Annotated in this window: 9 protein-coding genes; 4 read left to right on the top strand and 5 right to left on the bottom strand. The window is 34.1% G+C overall.

What is annotated here, in order from left to right; all coding sequences use genetic code 11:
- Positions 1 to 40 precede the first annotated feature (40 nt).
- Complete coding sequence (gene pheT / locus FJOH_RS15385; RefSeq protein WP_012025027.1) at positions 41 to 2,461, bottom strand: phenylalanine--tRNA ligase subunit beta; 2,421 nt, start codon at positions 2,459 to 2,461, stop codon at positions 41 to 43.
- 273 nt (positions 2,462 to 2,734) lie between these two features.
- Here pheT and FJOH_RS15380 point away from each other — a divergent pair, with 273 nt between their 5' ends.
- The 4 genes from FJOH_RS15380 (at position 2,735) to FJOH_RS15365 (ending at position 5,842) form a co-directional block, all read left to right on the top strand.
- Entirely contained in the window at positions 2,735 to 4,240 is a 1,506-nt protein-coding gene (locus FJOH_RS15380; protein WP_012025026.1) for an aldehyde dehydrogenase family protein, read from the top strand.
- Between the two features lie 67 nt (positions 4,241 to 4,307).
- Complete coding sequence (locus FJOH_RS15375) at positions 4,308 to 4,682, top strand: DUF779 domain-containing protein (RefSeq protein WP_012025025.1); 375 nt, start codon at positions 4,308 to 4,310, stop codon at positions 4,680 to 4,682.
- A 219-nt stretch (positions 4,683 to 4,901) separates the two neighbouring features.
- Positions 4,902 to 5,429: a TetR/AcrR family transcriptional regulator gene (locus FJOH_RS15370; RefSeq protein ID WP_012025024.1), complete on the top strand. Its 528-nt coding sequence runs from the start codon at positions 4,902 to 4,904 to the stop codon at positions 5,427 to 5,429.
- Positions 5,429 to 5,842, top strand: coding sequence for a nuclear transport factor 2 family protein (locus FJOH_RS15365; protein ID WP_012025023.1), 414 nt, complete (start codon positions 5,429 to 5,431; stop codon positions 5,840 to 5,842). Before FJOH_RS15370 ends, FJOH_RS15365 begins: the two co-directional genes overlap by 1 nt.
- A 15-nt stretch (positions 5,843 to 5,857) precedes the next feature.
- Here FJOH_RS15365 and FJOH_RS15360 read toward each other — a convergent pair whose 3' ends face one another.
- The 4 genes from FJOH_RS15360 to FJOH_RS15345 form a co-directional block, all read right to left on the bottom strand.
- Positions 5,858 to 6,487 carry an MCP four helix bundle domain-containing protein gene (locus FJOH_RS15360; RefSeq protein WP_012025022.1) on the bottom strand — a complete coding sequence of 210 codons (630 nt, stop codon included), beginning with the start codon at positions 6,485 to 6,487 and terminating at the stop codon, positions 5,858 to 5,860.
- Between the two features lie 217 nt (positions 6,488 to 6,704).
- On the bottom strand, positions 6,705 to 8,429 hold the full coding sequence (locus FJOH_RS15355; RefSeq protein ID WP_012025021.1) for a sodium:solute symporter: 1,725 nt from the start codon (positions 8,427 to 8,429) through the stop codon (positions 6,705 to 6,707).
- Positions 8,430 to 8,551: 122 nt separating this feature from the next.
- Positions 8,552 to 11,083, bottom strand: a complete 2,532-nt coding sequence (locus tag FJOH_RS15350; RefSeq protein ID WP_012025020.1) for a PIG-L family deacetylase — start codon at positions 11,081 to 11,083, stop codon at positions 8,552 to 8,554.
- 186 nt (positions 11,084 to 11,269) lie between these two features.
- Positions 11,270 to 12,892, bottom strand: a complete 1,623-nt coding sequence (locus FJOH_RS15345; protein ID WP_012025019.1) for an LVIVD repeat-containing protein — start codon at positions 12,890 to 12,892, stop codon at positions 11,270 to 11,272.
- Positions 12,893 to 12,932 lie beyond the last annotated feature (40 nt).

The following is a 12,932-nucleotide window of genomic DNA, read 5'->3' as shown; positions in this document are numbered from 1 at the left end:
TAAAATCTGTCGGGTTTGAATATTTATATAGATAAAACTATTATCTTAAGCTTGCGCCTAATTCAGTTTCAAAGGTCTGCTGTAATTTCGACATGATTTTATCGATTTGAGCATCTGTAAGCGTTTTTGTATTGTCCTGAATAGTGAAACTCAAAGCATACGACTTTTTCCCTTCAGGAAGCTTATTTCCTTGGTAAACATCAAATAAATTGATGTCTTTTAAAAGCGTTTTTTCAGTTTGTCTAGCCAGATTAAAGATGCTTTCGTAAGTTGTTTTTTCGTCGATTAACAAAGCTAAATCTCTTCTTACTTCTGGATATTTAGGAATTTCTGTATATTTAATTTTTCCGGTAATGATTTTTAAAACCAAATCCCAGTTGAAATCAGCATAATATACATCCTGTTTAATTCCGAAATGCTTTAAGATTGATTTTTTAACCACTCCCATTTCAACTAATGTATCATTGTTGTAGCAAATAGAAGTTCCTTCAGAGAAAATATCTGACTGAACCGGAGCATTCGAAATTTTTTCAATTCCTAAACGAGCCAAAACAGCTTTCACATAACCTTTTAGTAAAAAGAAATCTGTTCCTTTTTGAGGAGTTGTCCAGCTTTCTTTGTTTCTGTTTCCAGAGATAGATAAAGTTAAATGTTTGTGCTCTTCGTAACCGTTAAGGTATTTATGGTATGATTTTCCAAATTCAAATAATTTTAAATCTGAATTTCTTCTGTTAATGTTGTATGAAACTGCTTCTAATGCTGAAAACAATAACGACTGACGCATTGTTGATAAATCACTGCTCAAAGGATTTAACATCGTAACGTTGTGTTCTTCTTTTAAAGCTGTAGATAATTTAGCATACGCAGCTGTTGTTAAAGAGTTTGCCATCATTTCATGAAAACCTTGTGAGTTTAATTGAGAAGCAATAACATTCTGTACTTTATAATCTTCAGTTCTTGGAGAATTGGCTACTGTTGCATTGAATTTTTTAGAAAACTCAATATTGTTGTAACCGTAAACTCTTAAGATTTCTTCGATAACATCAATTTCACGCTGTACATCTACACGATATGCAGGAATAGTTAAACCTAAACCAGTGTCAGAAACACTGTTTACTTTAATATCTAAAGAAACTAATATTTTTTTGATTGTATCTTTCGGAATTTCCTGTCCGATGATTTTAGAAACGTGGCTGAAATTTAATAAAACAGAAAAATCTTCTACTTTTTTAGGATACACTTCTACAACATCAGAAGTAATTTTTCCGCCAGCAACTTCCTGAATTAAAAGTGCAGCACGTTTTAAAGCATACTCAGTTATAGTTGGGTCAATTCCTCTTTCAAATCTAAAAGAAGCATCTGTATTCAATTGATGTCTTTTTGCGGTTTTACGAACACTTACAGCATCAAAATAAGCACTTTCTAAGAAAATAGCAGTTGTTCCTTCTGAAACACCTGATTTTTTTCCACCAAAAACACCAGCAATACAAAGCGGTCCTTTTTCGTCGCAGATCATTAAATCTTCTGCATGCAAAGTTCTTTCAACATCGTCTAATGTAGTAAACTTAGTTCCTGCAGGTAATGTTTTAACGATTACTTTACCGTTGATTTTTGCAGCATCAAAAGCATGAAGCGGCTGTCCTAATTCATGTAATACATAATTAGTAACGTCAACGATATTATTTTTTGGCGTTAAACCAATCGCTTTTAAGCGATCTTGTAACCAGTTTGGAGATTCCTGAACCGTAATTCCTGAGATAGTTACACCGCAGTATCTTGGTGCTAAAGCTGGTTCTTCAACATTAACATCAATTTTAAGCGTACGCATATCTACTCTAAAGTTGCTTACAGACGGCGTAATTAATTCTATATTAACACCGCGTTGCAGCATTCCCGCTCTTAAATCACGTGCAGTTCCAAAATGGCTCATGGCATCGGCACGGTTTGGTGTCAATCCAATTTCGAAAACTTCATCATTTGCAATCTGGAAAACTTCAGAAGCAGGAGTTCCCGGAACCAGGTTTTCATCCAGAACCATAATTCCGTCGTGGCTTGTTCCAAGGCCTAACTCGTCCTCGGCACAAATCATCCCGTGGCTGTCCTGTCCGCGGATTTTACCTTTTTTAATAGTAAACTCAGTGCCTTCCTTATCATATAGAACAGTTCCAATAGTAGCAACCGGCACTTTTTGTCCAGCAGCAACATTTGCAGCACCGCATACAATTTGTACAGGAGCTTCTAAACCAATATTTACAGTAGTAACTTTTAATCTGTCTGCATCAGGATGTTTTTCGCAGGTAAGTACATGTCCTACAACAACTCCTTCTAATCCGCCTTTAATAGACTGGTATTTCTCGACAACTTCAACCTCAAGACCTAAATCTGTCAATAATTCAGAAGTTTGCTCAGATGTCCAATCAGTTTTAATAAACTGTTTTAACCAGTTGTAAGATATTTTCATTTTAGTTTAATTCTTTTTATGAGGATACAAATATAAGAATTGAGAATTGTAGTAAGAAAGAAATTATTTGGTTTTTTCTTACTGTGTTTTATTTATGAAAAAGCTTACAAGAATAAGTATTTTGTATTTTTAATATTAAAATTTTAATAAAAAAACATTAAAAGAAACTTATAAAATCAAAAGTGTAATATTTGTGCTATTAGATGAACGAAAAGTGCTATTCTCTTCGGGAATATGAAGGTAAATTTGAAATAAATCCAAAATTTACTAATTATGAGCACAACCGCACAAAGACCTGAATTTAAGGCAAAATACGACAATTACATCAACGGAAAATTTACAGCTCCTATTACAGGCGAGTATTTTGATGTAGTTTCTCCTATAGATGGAAAAGTTTTTACAAAAGCAGCACACTCTGGTAAAGAAGACCTTGAAAAAGCGGTAGATGCCGCGCACGAAGCGTTTAAAACATGGGGGAAAACTTCAGTAACAGACCGAAGTATTTTATTGAATAAGATTGCACAAAAAATCGAAGACAATTTAGAGTATATCGCTACGGTTGAAACGATCGATAATGGAAAACCAATTCGCGAAACCCTTGCGGCAGATATTCCGCTGGCAATTGACCACTTTAGATATTTTGCAGGAGTAATCCGTGCCGAAGAAAGTTCTATTGCAGAGCTGGATTCGCAGACCGTTTCGATTGCATTAAGCGAACCATTAGGTGTTGTAGCACAGATTATTCCGTGGAATTTTCCAATTTTAATGGCTGTATGGAAAATTGCTCCGGCACTTGCAGCAGGAAATACAATCGTTTTAAAACCAGCAGAAAGCACACCAATTTCTATAATGGTTTTAATGGAATTAATAGGCGATATTCTTCCTCCTGGAGTTTTAAATATTGTAAACGGTTTTGGTGCTGAACTTGGGCGTTCGTTGGTTACAAACAAAAAAGTTGCTAAAGCCGCATTTACAGGTTCTACTACAACGGGACGTTTGGTAATGCAGTACGCGACTGAAAATATTATTCCGGTAACTTTAGAATTAGGCGGAAAATCACCAAATATTTTCTTCCCTTCTGTAGCAGATCATGATGACGATTTCTTCGATAAAGCCATTGAAGGCGCAGTATTATTTGCCTTAAATCAAGGTGAAATTTGTACTTGTCCTTCAAGATTATTGATTCATGAAGATATTTATGACAAGTTTATTGCTAAAGTAATCGAAAGAACAGAAGCTATTATTGCCGGAAATCCGTTAGACAAATCAACTATGATTGGAGCGCAGACTTCATTGGTTCAAAAAGAAAAAATTCTGTCTTATATTAAATTAGGAAAAGAAGAAGGAGCAGAATTACTGACTGGAGGTGATGTTAACCATTTGGGAGGTGATCTTGAAGGCGGTTATTATATCAAACCGACTTTATTTAAAGGCCACAACAAAATGAGAATTTTTCAGGAAGAAATTTTTGGGCCGGTTTTGGCAGTAACTACTTTTAAAACTACCGAAGAAGCAATTGAAATTGCCAATGATACTATGTACGGTTTAGGTGCAGGAGTATGGACACGTGATGCACACGAAATTTATCAGGTTCCAAGAGCGATTCAGTCAGGTCGTGTCTGGATAAACCAATACCATTCTTATCCTGCAGGTGCTCCGTTTGGAGGATACAAACAATCCGGAATTGGTCGTGAAAACCACAAAATGATGTTAAGTCAATATCGTCAGACCAAAAACATGTTGATTTCTTATGATAAAAAGAAATTAGGTTTCTTTTAAATAGTTATTTGATTGGTTTAAAAGGTAAGTTTTCGGACTTGCCTTTTTTTAATTTAATAAAAATGTCATGATAAAAAGGTTAGATGCAACAAAAGAAGCTGTAGAATTAATACAAATTCTAAAAGAAAAACATGGTGATTTGATGTTTTATCAGGCAGGCGGATGCTGCGAAGGAACGCAGCCACAATGTTTTGAAAAAGGCGGTTATTACCAGCGAATGGGTGATGTATGTATTGGCACGATTGAAGATACTGAATTTTGGGTAGATAAAGATTTATTCGAATATTGGAAACATGCGCATTTTACCCTTAAAGTTATTGATGCTTTTGGCGTGGGAGGTTTCTCTCTCGAAACTCCTTTAAAAAAAACTTTTCAAATTGAATATAGAATTTTTACCGAAGAGGAAGAGAAGGATTTGCAACCTGTAAAGGTTTTTGATTGAAGGAGGAGATTTTAAGAGACAAAGTAACAAAGTAACAAAGGTTCAAAGGGATAAAGGTTCAAAGGGATAAAGGTTCAAAGGTTCAAAAGGATAAAGAGACAAGGTTTTTTTATAGAGACGCACTGTGGTGCGTCTTTTTTTTGAAATTTTTTAAAACAAACAGACAAGTCTGTCTATTTGTTTTAAAAATTATTATATTTGTATTCTAATTTATTTGAAATGCTCCCTAAAGAACGAATTTTAGAAAAGACTTTTACTTTATTTCACAAACAAGGTTATAATGCTACGGGAATCAATCAGATTATTGAAGAAGCGAAAGTAGCCAAAGCAAGCTTTTATCAACATTTTAAATCAAAAGAAGATTTATGTGTGGCTTTTTTGAATCAGCGTCATTCTTTTTGGTTTGATGAACTGGAGAAATTTACTTTAAATGCAGAAGACTTAAATTCTAAAGTTTTAAGCTCTTTTGACTTTTTAATTTTCATGAATGCAAAAGAAAATTTTAGAGGATGCAGTTTTCTTAATATACTTTCTGAAATTCCGCCTGATAATAGTAAAATACGCAGCGTTATTCAAAGTCATAAAAGTGATTTGCGGAATTATTTTAGGGAAATTTTAAAAGAGGAACAACTATCAGATCATGTGTATTTATTATTTGAAAGCTGTATAATAGAAAGTCAGTTGTTTAAATCAAACGAGTTAATAGAACAGTCAAAAAAAATAATTCAAACTTTAATTTTAAAATAATGGAACAGAAATTACCATTGCCGCCTTTCACTTTAGAAACCGCAATAGAAAAAATTCAACTGGCAGAAGATGCGTGGAACAGTCAGGATCCGGAAAGAGTATCCAAAGCTTATACTGTTGACAGCGAATGGAGAAACAGGGATAAATTCGTAAACGGACGTGAGGAAATTGTTCTTTTTCTAACCGAAAAATGGAAGAAAGAGAAAAATTATAAACTTAAAAAGGAATATTGGGCTCATACTGACAACAGAATCGCAGTACGATTTGAATATGAATATCAGGATATTAACGGAAACTGGTTTAGAGCTTACGGAAATGAAAACTGGGAATTTGATGCCAATGGTTTAATGCAGAAAAGATTTGCCAGTATAAACGACCTGCAAATAAAAGAAGAAGACAGGAAGTTAAGATAAATTCTATGGAATAAATTAATTCATACTAGGCGGTTCAGGGATTTTTATTTTTCTCTTGATTTTTTTTACAATTAAAAGATAAAAAGTTATACCGCCTAAAACAATTAATAAAGCAATTTGCAATTGTCCTAAACTATTGTTTTTGCTGTACATAGCATTTGCATTTGCCAGTTTTGCTTTTCCTTCTTTTATTTGAATCTGCGATAAAGATTCTAAAGTTTTCAGTGCTTCGGCACTTGAACTGGCAATTTTACTCCAATTTTTATTTTCAACCTGTTTGTTGATTTCCTTACAGGAGCTTAAAAAAGTATCAAAGTATTGTTTTTCTTTATTGGTTAAAACCGTTTTGGCATACAAATCATCAATGTTATGAATAATATCAAGTGTATGAATGATTTCGCTTTTTTTGATGTTATCGCTTAAATCCAGTTTTTCGGCTTCGGCTTTTATGAAATGCAATTGTTTGGAATATTGAAAAATATAGTGAGCAACAACCAATCTGTCTTTGTAAATCGCGTTGATATTTTCATTTACATTTTTAGAATTCCGGAGTGTATTAAAGTTTCCTAATAAAATAATGAGCATTACAATCAGCAATACAAAAGCCGCTTTGGTTTTATTGCTGTATTTTTTTTGGTCTCTCATAATGCTTAGTTTAGGAAATTGCTTTTCTCAAAGATAGAAATTTGTTTCTGACTAAACAGTATTTTTCGAAACTTGAAAACAACAACAAAATGTCATTTCGAGTAACAAGAAATCACACCAGTGTTTCTGCGTAGAAAGCCGACAATCTTTGTAGATTTTCTAATGTGATTTCTTCTTTGTCGAAATGACAAAATTATGTGTAATAACAAGAGATGTATTATTCTAATACCAGCTCTTCATCATTTGGTTTTCCTTTAAAAAATAAGAATTGCAATAAAAGCGACAATACAATAGTTAAAATCGCACCAATGAAATTCAGCCATAAATAGCCTAATTTTTCCTGACTGTAAATCATGTAATAATAAATTACAAAAATGGTTAACTGACTAATAATAGCGCTGATAAACATTGGTTTTGCCTGAACTCTTTTTAAATAAAAACCAACAAGGAAGATTCCCAGAACTGTTCCGTAAAAGATAGATCCAATGATGTTTACAAGCTGAATTAAATTCTCAAACAAAGTTCCCACACAAGCAAAAAGTATTGCTACAACTCCCCAAAATAAAGTAAAAAATTTAGTTGCATGAAGATAATGTTTCTCTGATTTTTCGGTTTTGAGGTTTCTTTTGTAAATGTCGATTGCGGTTGTAGAAGCCAAAGCGTTTAATCCGGAAGCTGTTGATGACATGGCAGCTGAAAGAATCACGGCAAGCAGTAAACCAATTAATCCTTTTGGTAAATAATGCAGAATGAAATGGAAAAAGACATAATCTTTATCATTCGTTTCGCTGTTGCTGTCGGCTCTTGAAATGATTTCTTTGGCGCGGTCGCGTAAATCTTTTTCTTTATTCGACAAATTCACTAATTCTTTTCTCAGAATCGGATTATCGTAATCCTGATTTAACTGATCGATATACAGCAGATTAATTACTTTTTTATCTTCAGAAAGTTTGCTTAGTTTTTTTTCTAAAGCATGGTATTCTTCTTTATAAGCTGATTTTTCGATTACAACTTTATTGTTCGGATTAAAATTTAACGGAACTGGATTGAACTGAAAAAACACAAATACCATTACTCCGGTAAGAAGTATGAAAAACTGCATTGGAACTTTTAAAAGTCCGTTCATGATTAATCCCATCTGGCTTTCAGCAACTGATTTTCCTGATAAATATCTTCCAACCTGCGACTGATCTGTACCAAAATAGGCGAGGGCTAAGAAAAATCCTCCGGTAATACCGCTCCAAAAAGTATATTTTTCTTCTGGATCAAAAGAGAAATCCACAATATTCATTTTATCGTTTGCACCAGCAATATGCAAAGCACTTGTAAAAGTCATATCGTTTGGCAGATAATGCAGAATCAGGAAAAAGGTGATAAACATTCCCGACATGATTACAAACATCTGCTGTTTCTGCGTAACGTTTACGGCTTTGGTTCCTCCAGAAAACGTATAAATAATTACCATTACCCCAATTATGATATTCATAACGGTAAGGTTCCAGCCCAAAAGTGCCGACAAAATAATGGCAGGGGCATAAATGGTAAGTCCGGTTCCTAATCCTCGTTGTACTAAAAACAGGATAGCGGCAAGCGAACGTGTTTTTACATCAAATCGTTTTTCGAGAAATTCATAGGCAGTAAATACTTTGTATTTGTGATAAAGCGGAATAAATGTCAAACAAATCACAATCATGGCAATTGGAAGTCCGAAATAGAATTGAACAAATCCCATTCCGTCGTGATAAGCCTGTCCCGGTGTAGACAAAAAAGTAATGGCGCTGGCCTGTGTTGCCATTACAGAAAGTCCAACGGTGTACCACGGAGTTTCGTTGTTTCCTAAAATAAAGTCTTCAACGTTTTTGCTTCCTTTGGTTTTCCATGAACCATATCCAACAATGAATAAAAGGGTTACAATAAGTACGATCCAGTCAAATAGCTGCATAAGGTTATGAATAAAATTGCATGATTAAGAAAAAAATCACAATGTAAATTGCGTTAGCTACCAAAACATAGGTGTAGCTTTTTTTCCATTTTTTTGTTTTTTTAGCTTCCATATTGCGGTTTTTATTGCTTTATATCTTGTTTTGGAGCTTCAATTGGCTGTTTTAGCGAAATAATATTCGACAGCAGTTTATAAGCGCCGGAAACACCTTCTGGTAATTCTCTAAAGAAACTTAAACCGGTATAGATGTAATATCCTTTTCCGTAAGGAGCTACTAATAAAGCGCCTTTTTTAGCTGATTCTCCTTTATCATGTGATGAAATAATAGGAGTAAAGGCCGGGTCAAATTCGTCTGGATAATATAAACCCTGTTCTTGTGTCCAGCCTTCAAAATCTTTAGACGTGATTTTGTTTGGCGTATTTAAAACCGGATGATTAGGAGCTAAGAATGTAACCTTTGCGTTTTCTTCGGTTACACGGTCATTTGATAATTTTAACGGATATGGTGCAATTTTATCGGTAACCAATTTTCCGTTGGTATTGTACTGCACGATCATGTTTTTACCGCTTTTTACGAAATTGAATAAAATGTTCTGTTTGTTAGCCAAAGCATTTACGGTATTATAAGCACGGATTCCCGTAATCACAGTACTAAATGAATCTAATTTTTCAGGAGTAATTTCTTCTGGTTTTAAAATAGAAACTTTGTATCCCATTTGAGTCAGACTTTCCGGAACTTCGTCACCAGCGCCCATAATATAAGCGATAGCATCGCCAGAAGTTTTTAAATCTATTCTGATACATTTTGATTCTGCCGGTTTTAAAACCATTTGTTTCGTAATATGATTAAAATCAATAATGGTTTGGTCTCTGTCAAAACGCTTATTGTCTACAACGGCAATGCTTTTTGCGACAACTTCTTCTGGATTAACGGGCGGTGTAACTTCAAAATAAAAGATTTGTTCTGTTCCTTTTTTGTCTAAAGTAAACGGAATTTGTTTTGGAGATACACTCCAGCTTTTTGGAAGTTCTAATTGTAAATTTCCTTTTATATCATCTTTTCCTGCACGTACTTTTACCGGAATCATTTTGGTTTTAGTATCTCTAAAAACCAATACTTTCTCTAAAATAGAGGTTGTAACTTCTGGCACTATATCCAGAAAATTATACATTTCGCCTTTTACACCGTCGTTGTATTTGTAAACTACAGTACGTTCAAACGGAATTTCAACACCGCTTATTTTTACATTAAAAACAACCTTTACTTCTCTGATAATATCAGGAATTCCAATATTTAATTGGTTAGAAACGGTGTACATTCCAACTGATGCCTTTTCTTTTAACCAGTAAGGCTGTGTATATTCAATGTTGTTTGGAAGCTGTATCTGCAGATTGATTCTTTGATCGTTATTGTCTTTTAAAACACTGTTTTGAACTGTAGTTTTATTGTCCGGCAATGTTGTAATGCTTGTTAACTGCATTTCAACAGCACATCGGTTTATGGCTTCAAGACTTAATTTTATTGTGCTTCCCGGAGTTGCTTCCTGTTCGCTTGCAACAGCTTCAAGGTATAAACCAGAGCAGGAAGCAATAATATTTTTAATAGCGGCTGCTTTTACAGTTTTCCAATGTGTATCGTCTAAAGCTTCAATCATAGAATACGCTTTTACCAAATCTGGAATACTGGCAGATGGATTATTGAAATTGTACTTTTCAATAATTGCCGAAATCAAATCTCCAATTGGTTTTCCGTTTTTAACGCGGTTCCAGCTGGTGTCAATTCCATCAAACAAATTATCACGGTCTTTTGGAGCTTCGCCATTAATAAGTTCAAGGTATTCAGTTTCTAAACCGCGAACTCCTGTACTTCCAAAACCTTGTGATTGATGACGGCTTCGGCTTAAAGCTGCAATTTCCTGATTTGATTTTCCTGTTCCTGTATAATAAACTCCTGTTTCGAGTTTAGTAAATTTAGATTTGTTAGCAGCATCAAATTTTTCCTGGCTTCCGTAAAACCACCACGATGGATTAAAAAACTGACGTTTTACCTGCCACGGAGCAACATATTTAAGCTGTTCTGGATATATTTTAGGATCGTTTGTTAATTTAAAACTTTCAACACTCAGCATAGCAGATGATGTATGATGTCCGTGAGTAGTTCCCGGCGAACGATGATCGAATCGGTTAATGATAATATCCGGCTGAAAATTTCTGATGGTCCAAACCACATCGGCAAGAACTTTGTCTTTATCCCAAATTTCGAGTGTTTCGTCTGGATTTTTAGAAAAACCAAAATCATTTGCTCTTGAAAAGAATTGTTCTCCGCCGTCAATTTTTCGGGCTTCGATTAATTCCTGAGTTCTAATTACACCAAGCAGTTCACGCAATTGCGGGCCAATTAAGTTTTGTCCGCCGTCGCCTCTTGTTAACGATAAATAACCTGTTCTGGCATTCATTTCGTTGGCCAGATAAGAAATCATACGGGTATTTTCGTCATCAGGATGTGCGGCAAGATACAATACAGAACCTAAAAAGTTTAGCTTTTTAATTTGATTGTAAATTTCAACAGAATTTGGTTTTTGAGGCTGTTGTGCAAATGTGATTTGAAAACCTATAAAAAATAGAAGAAGAAATGAAACCTGTATTTTTCGCATGGCAGAGTTAGATGTTTTTTTGAAATTGTCCCAAAAATACTAATTATTTTATGGAAGATTATTTAAATGAAATGTTAACGCACAATAATTATACCTTAATTTTAAGAATAAAATAAAAAAAGCTGCCAGAAATAAATCTGACAGCTTCTCTATATTAAGTTGTAAAGTGCCTTAACGCTTACAATTTTATTTTAATTTGTTCTCGGTGTCTTTGTAATTTCCTGTTATGGTTACGTTGCTTCCTTTAGTTACTTTTCCGTAAATAGTAATAGAAGAATCGTTTCCGATAAAATTAATTTTGGCACCGCTGTTTAATCTTAAATCTCCCCAAATTACAACTGAACCTTCAATTTGCAATAGTGAATTGCTGTTGATAACAAGTTCTGTTGGGTTTGACTGCTGGTATTTACCCTGAGATAAACTTCCTCTCATATTAAAAGTACCGCCGCTGTTTAAAGTTAAGTTACTTAAAACTGAGATAGCACCGCAATGTGTTAATGTTGCTCCAGAATTTATAATTGCTGAATTTATAGAAGTTGCTCCCTGATACGATTTAATTTCATTTGAATTCAAGATTAAATCTTTTCCTTGATTGTATAAACCATAAGTTAAACAGCTTGCAAACGTTGTATTTGGTTTTTCCATCTTAATGATTTTTAAACCGCCTGTTCCGCTGGCAACATAAATGTAGTTACCGCTTGATTTTACATAGTTTGATGAACCTGCAATTCCTACAGAACCTAATAAGCTGTATTGTGTTCCCGGTTGGTAAACATTAAGTCCTAATGCACCATTAGCAAGAAATGCATATCCATCGTTTATAGAAACTGCATTGGTAACATTATCTTCTCCGGCTGTCGCAATTGCAATGGTCTGTAATTTAGAACCGCTGTTAATATCATACACACCAAGACCGTTTGGACCTTCAGAAACTAAAAGTTTTGTTCCGTCAATATCCATAGTTCTTTTTGCACCGCTTACATCTGTAGATGTTGTAAAGCTTTTTTGCAGAGCAAGTGTTGTTTGATTGTAAATATTAACGCCTTTAGTACCGCTTAAAGTCACAACTTTATCAGATGTTAAAGCAATCGAACGTAAATCTGCCATTGCAGTTTTTCCTGTAACTGCTTTTGTTGAAGTACTTATTTTAAATAAACTTCCGTTATCTCCAGTTACAGCAAAATAGTTAGAAGTATTAGCAGCAACATCTGTTGTTACTCTGCTTTCTAAATAATTAGTAGTTAATTTATCTGTTAGTAATCCTGAGCTTAACGGCATATTGAAAACAACAGCTGGATTACTGCCTAATAACGGATCTTTGTCTACATCTTTTGCAGCACCAATAATAAGGCTTCCGTTAGAGTAGGTAAGTGAGGTAATATCTGTATTAGGAATTAAAGCAGATGTAACTAATTTTGGTTTATAAGGATCTGAAACATCAATAACATCGATAGCTCCAGAATATACATCGCCTCTTGTAATATAAGAAACATAAGCGTAGTTACCGTTTACAGTAACATGGCTTGCCTGTAAAGTTTTTCCATTAGCGTCTACCGGTGGTTTTATTTCAGCAATTTGGACTAAAGGGAAAGAAGTAACGGTGTTTTCAGCAGTTTTACCAGTTAATGAACCGTTTTCGATAGCAATTACTCCTGAGTTAGTGTAATCAAGTCTTTGATTTAAAGTGTTTTGATCTGAGGTAATTGTAATACTGTCTAACGATTGATCGTTTTTGTTGTCATTGTTATCGTCACAAGAAATTAATAATGACAATGCTAAAAATGAAAATAAATAGACATTCTTTTTCATAATTGTGTTTTTTGGATTTTGAAATTCGCTGCAAATGTAT

The sequence above is a fragment of the Flavobacterium johnsoniae UW101 genome (genome assembly GCF_000016645.1).
GTDB classification, from domain to species: Bacteria; Bacteroidota; Bacteroidia; order Flavobacteriales; family Flavobacteriaceae; genus Flavobacterium; species Flavobacterium johnsoniae.
Note: the sequence above shows the minus strand (reverse complement) of the source record. Positions and strands in the feature narration are given on the sequence as shown.